At 66.4% G+C, this 14,088-nt stretch carries 13 protein-coding genes and 1 pseudogene; 7 read left to right on the top strand and 7 right to left on the bottom strand.

Annotated features, from left to right (window positions below; all coding sequences use genetic code 11):
• Nucleotides 1–35: 35 nt before the first annotated feature.
• The 4 genes from rpoH to ftsY all read right to left on the bottom strand — a co-directional run bounded on the left by rpoH (nt 36) and on the right by ftsY (nt 4,158).
• A complete protein-coding gene (gene rpoH, locus B4I46_RS23865; protein ID WP_043860124.1) occupies nt 36–890 on the bottom strand; it encodes an RNA polymerase sigma factor RpoH in 855 nt (284 codons plus the stop codon).
• Nucleotides 891–1,001: 111 nt separating this feature from the next.
• Nucleotides 1,002–2,033: a permease-like cell division protein FtsX gene (gene ftsX / locus B4I46_RS23860; protein WP_043860123.1), complete on the bottom strand. Its 1,032-nt coding sequence runs from the start codon at nt 2,031–2,033 to the stop codon at nt 1,002–1,004.
• A complete protein-coding gene (gene ftsE / locus B4I46_RS23855) occupies nt 2,030–2,701 on the bottom strand; it encodes a cell division ATP-binding protein FtsE (protein WP_043860122.1) in 672 nt (223 codons plus the stop codon). Before ftsE ends, ftsX begins: the two co-directional genes overlap by 4 nt.
• Nucleotides 2,698–4,158: a signal recognition particle-docking protein FtsY gene (gene ftsY / locus B4I46_RS23850; RefSeq protein WP_286902166.1), complete on the bottom strand. Its 1,461-nt coding sequence runs from the start codon at nt 4,156–4,158 to the stop codon at nt 2,698–2,700. The genes ftsE and ftsY overlap by 4 nt, the downstream gene beginning before the upstream one ends.
• Nucleotides 4,159–4,387: 229 nt before the next feature.
• On the opposite strand from ftsY, the gene B4I46_RS23845 reads away from it, so the two are divergent.
• The 4 genes and pseudogenes from B4I46_RS23845 to B4I46_RS23830 all read left to right on the top strand — a co-directional run bounded on the left by B4I46_RS23845 (nt 4,388) and on the right by B4I46_RS23830 (nt 9,110).
• Entirely contained in the window at nt 4,388–5,743 is a 1,356-nt protein-coding gene (locus B4I46_RS23845) for a M16 family metallopeptidase (RefSeq protein WP_043859990.1), read from the top strand.
• Between the two features lie 103 nt (nt 5,744–5,846).
• Nucleotides 5,847–7,214 (top strand): annotated as a pseudogene (locus tag B4I46_RS23840) (M16 family metallopeptidase); the annotation flags it as partial.
• A complete protein-coding gene (rsmD, locus tag B4I46_RS23835) occupies nt 7,214–7,810 on the top strand; it encodes a 16S rRNA (guanine(966)-N(2))-methyltransferase RsmD (protein WP_043859992.1) in 597 nt (198 codons plus the stop codon). The pseudogene B4I46_RS23840 and the gene rsmD, both read left to right, overlap by 1 nt.
• A gap of 304 nt (nt 7,811–8,114) precedes the next feature.
• On the top strand, nt 8,115–9,110 hold the full coding sequence (locus B4I46_RS23830; RefSeq protein ID WP_043859993.1) for a hydrolase: 996 nt from the start codon (nt 8,115–8,117) through the stop codon (nt 9,108–9,110).
• Here B4I46_RS23830 and B4I46_RS23825 read toward each other — a convergent pair whose 3' ends face one another.
• Both B4I46_RS23825 and B4I46_RS23820 read right to left on the bottom strand, forming a co-directional pair.
• A complete protein-coding gene (locus tag B4I46_RS23825) occupies nt 9,111–9,965 on the bottom strand; it encodes a sulfurtransferase (protein WP_286902161.1) in 855 nt (284 codons plus the stop codon).
• Between the two features lie 36 nt (nt 9,966–10,001).
• On the bottom strand, nt 10,002–10,667 hold the full coding sequence (locus B4I46_RS23820) for a TetR/AcrR family transcriptional regulator (RefSeq protein WP_043859994.1): 666 nt from the start codon (nt 10,665–10,667) through the stop codon (nt 10,002–10,004).
• Between the two features lie 88 nt (nt 10,668–10,755).
• On the opposite strand from B4I46_RS23820, the gene B4I46_RS23815 reads away from it, so the two are divergent.
• The 3 genes from B4I46_RS23815 (at nt 10,756) to B4I46_RS23805 (ending at nt 13,263) form a co-directional block, all read left to right on the top strand.
• Entirely contained in the window at nt 10,756–12,183 is a 1,428-nt protein-coding gene (locus B4I46_RS23815; RefSeq protein WP_376787187.1) for a coniferyl aldehyde dehydrogenase, read from the top strand.
• Between the two features lie 239 nt (nt 12,184–12,422).
• Nucleotides 12,423–12,902, top strand: coding sequence for a pantetheine-phosphate adenylyltransferase (gene coaD / locus B4I46_RS23810; RefSeq protein WP_043859996.1), 480 nt, complete (start codon nt 12,423–12,425; stop codon nt 12,900–12,902).
• Between the two features lie 109 nt (nt 12,903–13,011).
• Complete coding sequence (locus B4I46_RS23805) at nt 13,012–13,263, top strand: YfhL family 4Fe-4S dicluster ferredoxin (RefSeq protein ID WP_011531711.1); 252 nt, start codon at nt 13,012–13,014, stop codon at nt 13,261–13,263.
• Between the two features lie 9 nt (nt 13,264–13,272).
• On the opposite strand, the gene mutM is transcribed toward B4I46_RS23805, so the two are convergent.
• Nucleotides 13,273–14,085, bottom strand: a complete 813-nt coding sequence (mutM, locus tag B4I46_RS23800) for a bifunctional DNA-formamidopyrimidine glycosylase/DNA-(apurinic or apyrimidinic site) lyase (protein ID WP_058541780.1) — start codon at nt 14,083–14,085, stop codon at nt 13,273–13,275.
• Nucleotides 14,086–14,088: the final 3 nt, after the last annotated feature.

Below are 14,088 nucleotides of genomic sequence, written 5' to 3'. Positions count from 1 at the left end.
CCTTGCCGGTGAAGGGGCCCTCAGGGTCCCGCAGATCAGGCAGCGATCAGGGCTTTGACCTTGTTCATCGCATTCTTCTCCAACTGCCGGATACGCTCGGCCGACACGCTGTACTTGGCCGCCAGGTCATGCAGCGTGGCCTTCTCTTCGGCCAGCCAGCGCTGGTACAGGATGTCGCGGCTACGGTCGTCCAGGCCTTGCAGCGCCTCGTGCAGGTTGTTCGAGGAGCTGTCGCTCCAGTCCGCATCCTCCAGCTGACGCGCCGGGTCGTAACGGTGGTCTTCGAGGTAGTTGGCCGGCGACTGGAACGCGCTGTCGTCGTCCGCCTCGCTGGCCGGGTCGAAGGCCATGTCCTGACCGGTCAGGCGGCTTTCCATCTCGCGCACTTCACGCGGCTCCACACCCAGGCTTTCGGCCACACGATGCACTTCATCGTTGTTCAGCCAGGCCAGGCGCTTCTTCTGGCTGCGCAGGTTGAAGAACAGCTTGCGCTGCGCCTTGGTGGTCGCGACCTTGACGATGCGCCAGTTGCGCAGGATGAATTCGTGAATTTCGGCCTTGATCCAGTGCACGGCAAAGGACACCAGGCGCACACCCATCTCGGGGTTGAAACGCTTGACCGCTTTCATCAGGCCAACGTTGCCTTCCTGAATCAGGTCGGCCTGGGCCAGCCCGTAGCCCGAATAGCTACGCGCGATATGTACGACAAAACGCAGGTGGGCGAGCACCATCTGCCGAGCCGCCCCCAGATCCTGCTCATAGTAGAGACTCTCGGCCAGTTCACGCTCCTGCTCGGGCGTCAGCAATGGAATGCTGTTGACCGTGTGCACATAGGCCTCCAGGTTCGCACCCGGGACCAAGGCATAGGCAGGTTGCAACGAAGTGGTCATACGAAAAAACCTCCGACTCACTGAATTGTGCCATCAGGCACTGCCACCATTGACCGGGAACCGCGAAACAAGTTCCCGAAATACACGATAGTCAATGACGGCTGGAAGACACTATCGCGGTGCAAGCTCACGCAGATGCCGAGCGACCGCAATCCAAGCACCGATATACCCTAACAGCACCGCCCCAAGCAAGAGCGACAGACCATCGGCAGGCGGCACCCCGGCCAGCGAGAAATCGCTGCCGTAAAGACCCGACAGGCCGACGACCGCGTCATCCAGCCAGTTGAGGCCGAACGCCAGCACACCCCAGGACAGTACGCCTGCCCCCAGGCCATACAGCGCGCCCATGTACAGGAACGGCCGGCGCACGTAGGCATCGGTACCGCCCACCAGCTTGATGACCTCGATTTCGGTACGGCGGTTCTCGATATGCAGGCGAATGGTGTTGCCGATGACCAGCAGCAGCGCCGACACCAGCAGCACGGTCAGGCCGAAGACAAAGCGATCACCCAGCTTGAGGATCGCCGCCAGCCGCTCCACCCACACCAGGTCGAGCTGGGCCAGTTCCACCTTGGGCAGTTCGGCCAGGCGTTGGCGCAGGGCCTCCAGCGCTGGCTTGTCGACTTCGGCCGGGGTCACCACGACCACGCCAGGCAAGGGGTTCTCCGGCAGCTCGCGCAAGGCCTCGCCCAGCCCGGACTGCTGCTGGAACTCGTCGAGGGCCTGCTCACGGCTGACATACTCGGCATCGGCCACCCCCGGCATGCCCTTGATCTGGGTACGCAGGGCTTCGCCTTCGCTCACGCTGGCGTCAAGTTTGAGGTACAGCGAAATCTGCGCTGCACGCTGCCACGAGCCGCCCAGGCGCTCGACATTGCTCAGCAGCAGCGACAACCCCATCGGCAGGCTCAGGGCCACGGCCATCACCAGGCAGGTGAAGAAGCTGCCGATCGGCTGCTTGCCCAGGCGACGCAGGCTGTCGAGCAGGCTGGAGCGATGGCTTTCCAGCCAGGCGTGCAGCAGCGTGCTGAAATCCGGGCCGTCATCGTCATCATCACGGCGCTTTTTCTGTTTCTGAGGGCTTGGCTCGGCTGCCGCAGGGGCCACCCGCTCGGACACCTTGGGACTACGTGTTGCACTCATTGCCCGGCCTCCCCATCGCCGATCAAGCGGCCGCGCTGCAGGGTCAGCATGCGATGGCGCATGCGCGCGATCAGCGCCAGGTCGTGGCTGGCGATCAGCACGCTGGTGCCCAGGCGGTTGATATCTTCGAAAACACCCATGATCTCGGCCGCCAGGCGCGGGTCGAGGTTGCCGGTGGGTTCATCCGCCAGCAACAGGGCCGGACGGTGCACGATGGCACGCGCAATGCCCACCCGTTGCTGCTGGCCGGTGGACAGGTCGCCGGGGAACAGCTGGGCCTTGTCCGACAGGGCCACACGCTCCAGCGCCGCGTCCACACGCTTGGCCACCTCGACCTTGGACAGGCCCAGGATCTGCAGCGGCAGGGCGACGTTGTTGAACACGGTACGGTCGAACAGCAGTTGGTGGTTCTGGAACACCACGCCGATCTGGCGACGCAGGAACGGGATCTGCGCGTTGCTGATCTGACCCAGGTCCTGGCCGGCCAGCAGCAGCTTGCCGCTGGTCGGGCGCTCCATGGCCAGCAACAGGCGCAGCAAGGTGCTCTTGCCCGCGCCGGAATGGCCGGTGACGAACAGGAACTCGCCCCGACGCACCCGAAAACTCAATTCATGCAGGCCAACGTGACCGTTAGGGTAACGCTTGGCGACCTGTTCGAATCGGATCATGAAGGCTCCCGCTCGGCAAACAAGGCTTGTACGAAGGGCTCGGCTTCGAAGGTGCGCAGGTCATCGATGCCTTCGCCCACACCAATGTAGCGGATCGGCAGGCCGAACTGCTTGGCCAGGGCGAAGATCACCCCGCCCTTGGCGGTGCCGTCGAGCTTGGTCAGCGCCAGGCCGGTGAGCTCCACGCTCTGGTTGAAGTGCTTGGCCTGGTTGATGGCGTTCTGCCCGGTGCCGGCGTCCAGCACCAGCAGCACCTCGTGCGGCGCGTCGGCGTCCAGCTTGCCGATCACGCGGCGAACCTTCTTCAGCTCTTCCATCAGGTTGTCTTTGGTGTGCAGGCGACCGGCGGTGTCGGCGATCAGCACGTCGATGTTGCGCGCCTTGGCCGCCTGCACCGCGTCGAAGATCACCGAAGCGGAGTCGGCGCCGGTGTGCTGGGCGATCACCGGGATCTGGTTGCGCTCGCCCCATACCTGCAGCTGCTCCACCGCGGCAGCACGGAAGGTGTCGCCGGCGGCCAGCATGACCTTCTTGCCTTCGAGCTGGAGCTTTTTCGCCAGCTTGCCGATGGTGGTGGTCTTGCCGGCGCCGTTGACGCCGACCACCAGGATCACGAACGGCTTGTTCGCGGCATGCACCTTCAGCGGCTGTTCGACCGGCTTGAGCAGGTCGGTCAGCTCGCCCTGCAGCGACTTGTACAGGGCATCGGCATCGGCCAGCTGCTTGCGTGCGACCTTCTGGGTCAGGCTCTGCACGATCACCGAGGTGGCCTCGACGCCGACGTCGGCGGTCAGCAGGCGGGTCTCGATCTCTTCGAGCAGGTCGTCGTCGATGACCTTCTTGCCCAGGAACAGGCTGGCCATGCCCTCGCCAATGCTGGCGCTGGTCTTGGACAGGCCCTGCTTGAGGCGGGCGAAGAAGCCGGCCTTGGTGGTGGTTTCAGGCGCCGACGGGGCGGCCTCGGGAACAGGCAGGGCGACCTCGGTGGCCGCAACAGGTGCGGGCGGCACCACTGCAGGCGGCTCGGCCACCGGCTCGGGCGCGCTGCACTGCGGTACAGGCTCGATCACCGGCTCGGGCGCGGCGTACTGCGGCGCAGGCGCCACCACCGGCTCGGGCGCAGCGTACTGCGGGGCAGGCTCGGGGGCTGGGCGATCGGGAATCGGCGGGGGGACGTGGGGCTCGAGGTCGGCCACCAGCGCCACCGGCTCTTCGGGCACCGGCAGCACCAGGCTGCTGGGGTGATCCTCGACGGCGACGGGCGCGCTCGCGACCGGGGCGGGCTCGACGGCTACCGGCTCAGGCAAAGTCGGGGCGATAGGCTCCAGCGCCTCTGGCACTGGGGTTTCGGGCTGTTCGACAACAGGTTGCTGGGGCTTTTTGCGCAGCCAGCCGAACAGGCCTTTCTTTTCACCGGCCGCGGCCGGGGTCTTTTTGTCGTCGTTGGAACCAAACATGGAAGACGGCTATCTCAGGGTAGCGATGCGCCAGTGTGGCGCCTCAAAATTCTTCTAACGCAGAACAGACTATGGTCAAGCCGACTGGTTCATGCGCAACATTTTGTCGGGACGCCTGCAACGCTTGATCTCGACAGGCATGGTCGTCAGGCAACCGGATCAGTATCCTAGCACCTCCTAGCCCGCCGACGCTAAGGCCATGCGGGCAGCCCTACAGGTTGAATCATCAATGAATGCTCTAGCCCGCCGCGCCGCCGGCCTGCTGCTCAGCACAATTGTCATGCCCCTGGTGGCGGTTGCCGCCGACGTCCAGCCCACCCATGAATTCACCCTCGACAACGGCCTCAAGGTCATCGTGCGTGAAGACCATCGCGCCCCGGTGGTGGTATCGCAGGTCTGGTACAAGGTCGGCTCCAGCTACGAGACCCCGGGTCAGACCGGCTTGTCCCATGCCCTGGAACACATGATGTTCAAGGGCAGCAACAAGCTGGGGCCTGGCGAAGCCTCACGCATCCTGCGTGACCTGGGCGCCGAAGAGAACGCCTTCACCAGCGACGACTACACCGCCTACTACCAGGTGCTGGCCCGCGACCGCCTGGGCGTGGCCCTGGAACTGGAAGCCGATCGCATGGGCAGCCTGCGCCTGCCGCCCGAAGAGTTCAGCCGCGAAATCGAGGTCATCAAGGAAGAGCGCCGCCTGCGCGTCGACGATCAGCCCAACTCCAAGGCCATGGAGCTGTTCAGCGCCATGGCCCACCCGGCCAGCGGCTACCACACCCCGACCATCGGCTGGATGGCCGACCTCGAACGCATGAAGGTCGAAGAGCTGCGCCATTGGTACGAAGCCTGGTACGTGCCCAACAACGCCACCCTGGTAGTGGTCGGCGACGTCACCGCCGACGAGGTCAAGGGCCTGGCCCAGCGTTACTTCGGTGCCATCCCCAAGCGCGCCACACCCCCTGCCAAACTGCCGCTGGAACTGGCCGAGCCGGGCCTGCGCCAGCTCACCGTGCATGTGCGCACCCAACTGCCGAGCCTGATCTACGGCTTCAACGTGCCGGGCCTGGCCACCGCCAAGGACCCGCGCAGCGTGCACGCCCTGCGCCTGATCGCGGCCCTGCTCGACGGCGGCTACAGCGCGCGCATGGCCACCCGCCTGGAACGCGGTCAGGAACTGGTGGCCGGCGCGTCGGCCAGCTACAACCCGTTCACCCGTGGCGACAGCCTGTTCGTGCTCTCCGCGGTGCCCAACACGCAGAAGAAAAAGACCCTGGCCGAGGTCGAAAGCGGCGTCTGGAAGCTGCTCGACGAGCTGAAAACCACCCCGCCAACCGCTGAAGAGCTGGAGCGCGTGCGCGCCCAGGTGATCGCCGGGCTGGTCTACGACCGCGACTCGATCAGCAGCCAGGCCACCACCATCGGCCAACTGGAGACCGTCGGGCTGTCGTGGAAGCTCATCGACAAGGAGCTCGACGAGCTCAAGAGCGTGACCCCGGCCGACATCCAGAGTGCCGCCCGCACCTATTTCACCCGCGAACGCCTGAGCGTTGCGCATGTATTGCCCGAGGAGCAGGCGCATGACTGAGCACACCACCCCACGCCACACCCCGAAGGGCCGCGGCGTATTCGGCGCGTTGCTGCTGAGCGCCGTGTGCCTGGCCGGCCCCGCCCATGCCGACACCACGGCCGCCAAGCCCGGCGCCAACCTGCAATCGCTGGCCGAGCTGGACGGCAAGGCACCGAGCCGACGCAACCTCGACATCAAGACCTGGAACACAGCCGAAGGCGCCAAGGTGCTGTTCGTCGAAGCCCACGAACTGCCGATGTTCGACCTGCGCCTGACCTTCGCCGCCGGCAGCAGCCAGGACGGTAACCTGCCGGGCCTGGCCACCCTGACCAACGCCATGCTCAACGAAGGCGTGGCGGGCAAGGACGTCGGCGCCATCGCCGCCGGCTTCGAAGGCCTGGGCGCGGATTTCGGCAACGGTGCCTACCGCGACATGGCGGTGGCCTCGCTGCGCAGCCTGAGCGCCAAGGACAAGCGCGAGCCGGCCCTGAAGCTGTTCGCCGAAGTGGTGGGCAAGCCGACCTTCCCTGAAGACGCGCTCAAGCGCATCAAGAACCAGATGCTCGCCGGCTTCGAGTACCAGAAGCAGAACCCCGGCAAGCTGGCCAGCATCGAGCTGTTCGAGAAGCTCTACGGCAAGCATCCCTACGGGCACCCCAGCGATGGCGACGCCAGGAGCATCCCGCCGATCACCCTGGACCAGCTGCGCGCTTTCCATGCCAAGGCCTATGCCGCCGGCAACGTGGTGATCGCACTGGTCGGCGACCTCAGCCGCACGGAAGCCGAGGCGATTGCCGCGCAGGTCTCCGCCGCGCTGCCCAAGGGCCCGGCGCTGCCCAAGCTGGCACAACCAAGCGAACCCAAGCCGGGCGTCAACCACATCGACTTCCCGTCCAAGCAGACCCACCTGATGCTGGCCCAGTTGGGCATCGACCGCGCCGACCCGGACTACGCGGCCCTGTCGCTAGGCAACTCGATCCTCGGCGGCGGCGCCTTCGGCACCCGCCTGATGAGCGAAGTGCGCGAAAAGCGCGGCCTGACCTACGGCGTGTACTCGGTATTCAGCCCGATGCAGGTGCGTGGCCCGTTCATGATCAACCTGCAGACCCGTGCCGAACTCAGCGAAGGCACGCTCAAGCTGGTACAGGACATCCTGAGCGACTACCTCAAGACCGGCCCCACCCAGCAGGAGCTGGACGATGCCAAGCGCGAACTGGCCGGCAGCTTCCCGCTGTCCACCGCCAGCAATGCGAGCATCGTCGGCCAACTGGGGGCCATCGGCTTCTATGACCTGCCGCTGAATTTCCTCGAGGACTTCATGCAGAAGTCCCAGAGCCTCACCGTCGAGCAGGTGCGTGCTGCCCTCAACAAGCACCTGGCCGCCGACAAGATGGTCATCGTGACCGCCGGGCCGAAGGTGGCGCAACAGCCGCTGCCACCGCCCACTGACAAACCCGCCGAGCAGCCGCTTGGCGTACCGGAGCATTAATGGCCAGTCCATCCGCCAAATCCAAGGCCGCCGCCCACGGTGGCCAGGGCCAGTTGCGCATCATCGCCGGCGAGTGGCGCAGCCGCCGCCTGAGCTTTCCTGACGCACCGGGCCTGCGCCCTACCCCCGACCGGGTGCGCGAAACCCTGTTCAACTGGCTGACCGCGCACATCGAGGGCGCCCGCGTGCTGGACGCCTTTGCCGGCAGCGGCGCGCTGTTTCTCGAAGCGCTGTCGCGCGGCGCGGCCTCGGCCGTGGCGCTGGACAGCAACCGCGCCGCCATCGAGAACCTCAAGGACAACCTGGAGCTGCTGCGCTGCCCCACCGGGCAGGTGATCCAGACCGACGTGGTGCGCTACCTGCAAGGCGAGCCCAAGGCCCCGTTCGACGTGGTGTTCCTCGACCCGCCCTTCCACCAGGACCTGCTGCCGGCCACCTGTGCACTGCTCGAAGAGCGCCACTGGCTGGCCGAGCACGCGTGGATCTACACCGAAAGCGAAACCGCGCCGTCAACCCTGCAACTGCCGGGCAACTGGCGCCTGCACCGGGAAAAGAAGGCCGGTCAGGTGCACTATGCCTTGTGGGAGCGCGGCTGAACGTCGCCCCGCCTCCAGCAAACTGCAGCCGCCGCCTGAGGTGCTTTGCCTGATCGTGCTCCGGCGCCCCCCAGGTACGGCACCGATCACCAACCGGCTTGTGCGTGCCGCCTGCACCACCGCCGGGCTGCTGACCCTCAGCAGCCCGGCACTCGCCCAGCACACCCTTCCACGACCTCAGCCTCGCCAACCGACAGCCCTTGCCCGAAGTGACACCTGCTGAATATGCTTTGGCGGCAGCAGACCTGCGCTTGCGCACATACACTGATCACAGGGTCTGCCGCCCGCTCAAGAGACCTCGACGATGTCCAGCGCCACCCCACCCCCGTTCAAGCCAGCCACCGGCCTGCGCAACCCCCATGTGCAGACGCTCTGGGGCCCGCTCTGGCGCAAGTCGCCACCGCTGGCACATCGGCGCGAGCGCCTGTGGCTGGCCGACGGCGATTTCCTCGACCTGGACTGGCACGGCCCGCTTGCCACCACCACGCCACTGGTGGTGGTACTGCACGGCCTGACCGGCTCGTCGACCTCCCATTACGTCATCGGCCTGCAGCGCGCCCTGGCGGCGCAGGGCTGGGCCAGCGTGGCGGTCAACTGGCGCGGATGCTCGGGCGAGCCGAACCTGTTGCCGCGCAGCTACCACTCCGGCGCCAGCGAAGACCTGGCCGAAGTCATCGCCCACCTGCGCACCCAGCGCCCGCAGGCACCGCTGTACGCGGTGGGTTATTCGCTGGGTGGCAACGTGCTGCTCAAGCACCTGGGGGAAGCGGGTACGGCCAGCCAGTTGCAGGCGGCCGTGGCGGTGTCGGTGCCGTTTCGCCTGGACCAGTGCGCCGACCGCATCGGCCTGGGGTTTTCACGGGTGTACCAGGCGCACTTCATGCGCGCCATGCTGGGCTACGTGAAGGACAAGCAGCGCCACTTCCAGCACCACGGTCACCATGAGGGCCTGGCAACCCTGGACCGCCTCGGCCCGCTGGAAAACCTGCGCACCTTCTGGGATTTCGACGGCCGCGTGACCGCGCCGCTGAACGGCTTCAGCGACGCCCACGACTACTACCAGCGCTCGTCGAGCCGCTACTACCTGGGTGAAAACCGTACGCCCACGCTGATCATCCATGCCCAGGACGATCCGTTCGTGTTCAGCCACAGCCTGCCAGGGGCCGCCGAACTGGCCAGCCAGACCACCCTGGAGCTGCACCGTCATGGCGGTCACGTGGGCTTTGTCGACGGCAGCCTGCGCCAGCCCGGCTACTATCTGGAGCGGCGCATTCCACAGTGGCTGGCCAGCGGGGCCTGATCAGTCGCCCTTGGCCACCGGACGCTGCGGGTCGGTGATCCACTCGCTCCACGAACCGGCGTACAGCCGCGCCAGCGGATAACCGGCCAAAGCCAGGGCGAACAGGTTATGGCAGGCCGTCACCCCCGAGCCGCAATAGGCCACCAGCGCCTGCGGCTGGCGCGTACCGAGCAAGGCGGCAAAGCGCTGCTTGAGCTGCTGGGGCGACAGAAAACGACCATCGGGCCCCAGGTTGTCGGTGAAGGCCGCGCAATGCGCACCCGGGATATGCCCGGCCACCGGGTCGATGGGCTCCACCTCGCCGCGAAAACGCGGTAGCGCACGGGCGTCTAGCAGGGTCAGGTCGGGCGTGCCCAGGCCATTGGCCAACTCGGCGGCGTCCAGCACCAGGCTCGCATCGGGCTGCCCGCTGAAGCAGCCTTCACGCTTGTCACAGGCATCCAGGCTCAGCGGCAACCCGGCCGCGTGCCAGGCCTTGAGCCCGCCATCGAGGATCGCCACCCCGTCGCGCTTGCCCAGCCATGCCAGCAACCACCAGGCCCGCGCGGCAAAGGCTCCGGGGCCATCGTCGTAGAGCACCACGTCGCTGTCGTTGTCGATGCCCCAGCTGCGCAGCCGTTGGATCAGTTGCTGCGGGTCGGGCAAGGGGTGGCGACCGGTCACGCCCTTGACCACCGGCCCGCTCAGGTCACGCTCCAGGTCGGCGAAGTGCGCGCCGGCGATATGCCCTTCGGCATAGCTGCGCTGGCCATAGTCGACGTCTTCCAGGGCAAAGCGACAATCGAGAATCACCAGCTTCGGAGCGCCCAGGCGCTCTGCCAGTTGCTGGGGTGCGATCAGTTGCGCGAGTGGCATGTCGGTCTCCATATCGATTCAAAGGGGGTGGGCGGCCTACTGTTCCAGTGCCTGGTCCAGCGGCACGTAGAATTCCTTGCACAGCGCATCCACTGCAGGGCGCGCGCTGGCGGTGACGAAACCGAGCTCCAGCACCAGCACCTGGTACACGCCGCGCTTGATCGCCTCTTCGCTCAGGTGCGCGGAGTGCTCGCGGGTGGTGCACAGAAAGCGCACCCAGGAGGTCAGCACGATCCAGGCATTGAGGGTCAGCGATTCGATCTGCACGGTGTCCATGGCCACGATGTCGGCCTCGACGAAACCTCGGTAGATGGCCTGGCCCTGCAGCAGGCAGCGCTGCGAAAAACGTCGGTAGCGCGCAGCCAGGGTCGGGTCGTGGCCGAGCAGGTGTTCGAGGTCGCGGTGCAGGAAGCGATAGTTCCACATCGCCGACAGCAGCGCCTCGAGGTAGAAGCGCTTGTCCTCAACGGTGGCGGCGCGCCCCTGGGGCGGGCGCAGAAAGCCTTCCACCAGCGCCTCGTACTGGGTGAACAGCACGGCGATGATCGCCTGCTTGTTGGCGAAGTGGTAATAGAGGTTGCCAGGCGAGATTTCCATGTGCGCAGCAATGTGGTTGGTGCTGACACTGCGTTCACCCTGCTGGTTGAACAGCTCGAGGCTGTTCTGCACGATGAGCTCGCGGGTCTTGATGCGCGGTGCCATGGTCAGCTCCAAAGGCATGAGCTTGAAGGAATAGGCTTATCTTACGGCGTATCCGCCACGGGATGTACCACCTGCACAACCGGCGTATATGCTCCAGGCACACTTGCCCTGCCACGGAGCCCGCATGCCCCTCCAGACCCTGTTCGAACAGCAGCGCCGGGCCTTTGCCGGGCTGCCCATGGCGCCGGCGGCGCAGCGCCTGCAGTGGCTTGCCAGCCTGCGCCGGCTGCTGCTGGCGAACCAGTCGGCCCTGATCGCGGCGATCGACCGCGACTTTGCCGGGCGCAGCGCCGACGAGACCCTGCTGGCCGAACTGATGCCCAGCGTGCAGGGCATTCGCCACGCCGAGCGCCACCTCAAGGGCTGGATGAAGCCGGTGCGGCGCACGGTGGGCCTGGCGTTCCAGCCGGCCAGCGCGCGGGTGCTGTACCAGCCGCTGGGCGTGGTGGGCATCATCGTGCCATGGAACTACCCGCTGTTTCTGGCCATCGGCCCGCTCACCGCGGCGCTGGCAGCGGGCAACCGGGTGATGCTCAAGCTCAGCGAAGCCACCCCGGCCACCGCGGCGCTGCTTCAGCGCCTGCTGGGCGAAGTGTTTCCCGACGACCTGGTCAGCGTGGTGCTGGGCGATGCTTTCGTGGGCGAGGCCTTCTCGCGCCTGCCGTTCGATCACCTGCTGTTCACCGGCGCCACCAGCATCGGCCGCCAGGTGATGGCGGCGGCAGCCACCAACCTGACCCCGGTGACCCTGGAGCTGGGCGGCAAGTCGCCGGCCATCGTGTCGGCCAGTGTACCGCTGGCCCAGGCGGCCGAGCGCATCGCCTTCGGCAAGACCCTCAACGCCGGGCAGACCTGCGTTGCCCCGGACTACGCGCTGGTCCCGCGCGAGCGCCTGCAGGGCTTCGTGCAGGCCTATCGCGAGGCGGTGCTGCGGTTTTATCCACAGGTGCGAAACAACCCGGACTACAGCGCGATCATCAATGTGCGTCACCTAGCGCGCCTGGAAGGCTATTTGCGCGATGCCCGCGACAAGGGCGCCAGCGTGCTCGACCTGTACCCCGGCGAAGCCCGCGAAGGTCGGCGCCTGCCGCCGCAGGTGCTGCTGCAGGTCGATGACAGCATGCAGGTGATGCAGGACGAGATCTTCGGCCCGCTGCTGCCGGTGGTGCCCTATGACAGCCTGGCCGAGGCGCTGGCCTATGTGAACCAGCGCCCGCGCCCGCTGGCGCTGTACTACTTCGGCCACGACCGTGCCGAGCAGCGGCGGGTGCTGGAGCAGACCCATTCCGGCGGCGTGTGCCTGAACGACACCCTGCTGCACGTGGCCCAGGACGACCTGCCGTTTGGCGGGGTCGGGCCGTCGGGGATGGGCAACTACCACGGGCACGAGGGCTTCAAGACCTTCAGTCATGCCCGGGCGGTGTTCGCCAAGTCGCGGGTGAATGCGGCGCGGCTGATCTATCCGCCGTATGGGAAGGCGCTGCAGCGGTGGGTCTATCGTCTGTTCATTCGCTGACGTTGCAGCGACCCCATCGCGGGTCAGGGCCGCTCCCACAAAAAGGTGCATTACCTGTGGCAGCGGGCCTGACCCGCGATGGGGTCGATACTTTCAAGGCACCAGACACTCGGCCTGCAGCGGGTGACAAGCATTATCACGCCTGTCTATAGTGCCTTGAGCCGGCGATGGCGACTTGGCCGACCGCAGCTGCTGCGATACCATCCGACTCCCAAACGCACTCCTGCCAGGACGACGCGATGAACCGAGTGTTGTACCCAGGTACATTCGACCCTATTACCAAAGGCCATGGCGATCTGGTCGAGCGGGCCTCCCGGCTGTTCGACGAGGTGATCATCGCGGTCGCCGCCAGCCCCAAGAAGAACCCGCTGTTCCCCCTGGAACAACGGGTAGAGCTGGCGCGTGAGGTCACCAAGCACCTGCCCAACGTGCAGGTCATCGGCTTCTCCACGCTGCTGGCGCATTTCGCCAAGGAGCAGCAGGCCAATGTATTCCTGCGCGGCCTGCGCGCGGTTTCGGACTTCGAGTACGAGTTCCAGCTGGCGAACATGAACCGGCAACTGGCGCCCGACGTCGAAAGCCTGTTCCTGACGCCGTCCGAGCGCTATTCGTTCATATCCTCGACCCTGGTGCGCGAAATCGCGGCGCTGGGCGGCGATATCACCAAGTTCGTGCACCCGGTAGTGGCTGACGCCCTCACCGAGCGCTTCAAGAAGTAGCCGCGCCCGCATCGAAAACCGCGCCCGCGTGCACTGCGGGCGTTAATGCGGCACAATTGTGCCCATTGGTTTTCATATGCCCGGGCCTGACGCCCCGGCCGGAGTCCCCATGTCCCTGATCATCACCGACGATTGCATCAATTGCGACGTCTGCGAACCCGAGTGCCCGAACGCCGCCATCTCCCAGGGCGAAGAGATCTACGTGATCGACCCCAACCTGTGCACCCAGTGCGTTGGCCATTACGACGAACCGCAGTGCCAGCAGGTCTGCCCGGTCGACTGCATCCCGCTGGATGAAGCGCACCCGGAAACCGAAGACGAGCTGATGGCCAAGTACCGCAGGATCACCGGCAAGGCCTGATACAGGCCGCTAGGTCTGGCAGCGCGGGCAGAACACGCTGGCGCGCTGGCCCAGGGTCACGTTGCGCAGCACCGTGCCGCACACCTTGCACGGTTCTTCCCCGCGCCCGTACACGAACAGTTCCTGCTGGAAGTAGCCCGGCTGGCCGTCGCCGCCGATGAAGTCGCGCAGGGTGGTGCCGCCACGCTCGATGGCGGCGGCCAGGATGCGCTTGATCTCGATGGCCAGGCGCAGGTAGCGCGCCCGCGAAATGCCCCCGGCCGGGCGCCGCGGGTCGATGCCCGCCGCGAACAGCGCCTCGGTCGCATAGATGTTGCCCACCCCCACCACCACCGCGTTGTCCATGATGAACGGCTTGACCGCCATCGAGCGCCCGCGCGACAGCTGGAACAGCCGCTCGCCATCGAACAGGTCGGTCAGCGGCTCCGGGCCCAGGCGCAGCAGCAGCTCGTGCTGCAACGGGTCGGGGGCCCAGAGCATCGCGCCAAACCGGCGCGGGTCGGTGTAGCGCAGCGCCAGCCCCGACTCCAGCTCGATGTCCACATGCTCGTGCTTGGCCGCCGGCAGGCCGATCTCCACCAGCCGCAGGTTGCCCGACATGCCCAGGTGGCTGATCAGCGTGCCCACCTCGGCGTTGAGCAGCAGGTACTTGGCACGCCGTTCCACCGACACGAAGCGCTGCCCCGACAGGCGTACGTCGAGGTCTTCGGGTATCGGCCAGCGCAGGCGCCGCTCACGCACCACCACACGGCTGACACGCTGCCCTTCAAGGTACGGCGCAATGCCGCGGCGGGTGGTCTCGACTTCAGGTAGCTCGGGCATGGG

The organism is Pseudomonas sp. UBA7500, assembly GCF_002478435.1.
GTDB lineage: Bacteria > Pseudomonadota > Gammaproteobacteria > Pseudomonadales > Pseudomonadaceae > Aquipseudomonas > Aquipseudomonas palmensis.
This window is presented reverse-complemented; position numbering and strand designations above follow the sequence as displayed.

Coding starts and splice junctions, on each gene's coding strand:
- B4I46_RS23820 (WP_043859994.1), bottom strand. CDS start 10,667: ATGGCACCGCGCATCAAGACCCGCGAGCTCATCGTGCAGAACAGCCTC.
- B4I46_RS23805 (WP_011531711.1), top strand. CDS start 13,012: ATGTCCCTGATCATCACCGACGATTGCATCAATTGCGACGTCTGCGAA.
- coaD (WP_043859996.1), top strand. CDS start 12,423: ATGAACCGAGTGTTGTACCCAGGTACATTCGACCCTATTACCAAAGGC.
- mutM (WP_058541780.1), bottom strand. CDS start 14,085: ATGCCCGAGCTACCTGAAGTCGAGACCACCCGCCGCGGCATTGCGCCG.
- B4I46_RS23845 (WP_043859990.1), top strand. CDS start 4,388: ATGAATGCTCTAGCCCGCCGCGCCGCCGGCCTGCTGCTCAGCACAATT.
- B4I46_RS23830 (WP_043859993.1), top strand. CDS start 8,115: ATGTCCAGCGCCACCCCACCCCCGTTCAAGCCAGCCACCGGCCTGCGC.
- ftsY (WP_286902166.1), bottom strand. CDS start 4,158: ATGTTTGGTTCCAACGACGACAAAAAGACCCCGGCCGCGGCCGGTGAA.
- B4I46_RS23815 (WP_376787187.1), top strand. CDS start 10,756: ATGCTCCAGGCACACTTGCCCTGCCACGGAGCCCGCATGCCCCTCCAG.
- ftsX (WP_043860123.1), bottom strand. CDS start 2,033: ATGAGTGCAACACGTAGTCCCAAGGTGTCCGAGCGGGTGGCCCCTGCG.
- ftsE (WP_043860122.1), bottom strand. CDS start 2,701: ATGATCCGATTCGAACAGGTCGCCAAGCGTTACCCTAACGGTCACGTT.
- rpoH (WP_043860124.1), bottom strand. CDS start 890: ATGACCACTTCGTTGCAACCTGCCTATGCCTTGGTCCCGGGTGCGAAC.
- rsmD (WP_043859992.1), top strand. CDS start 7,214: ATGGCCAGTCCATCCGCCAAATCCAAGGCCGCCGCCCACGGTGGCCAG.
- B4I46_RS23825 (WP_286902161.1), bottom strand. CDS start 9,965: ATGCCACTCGCGCAACTGATCGCACCCCAGCAACTGGCAGAGCGCCTG.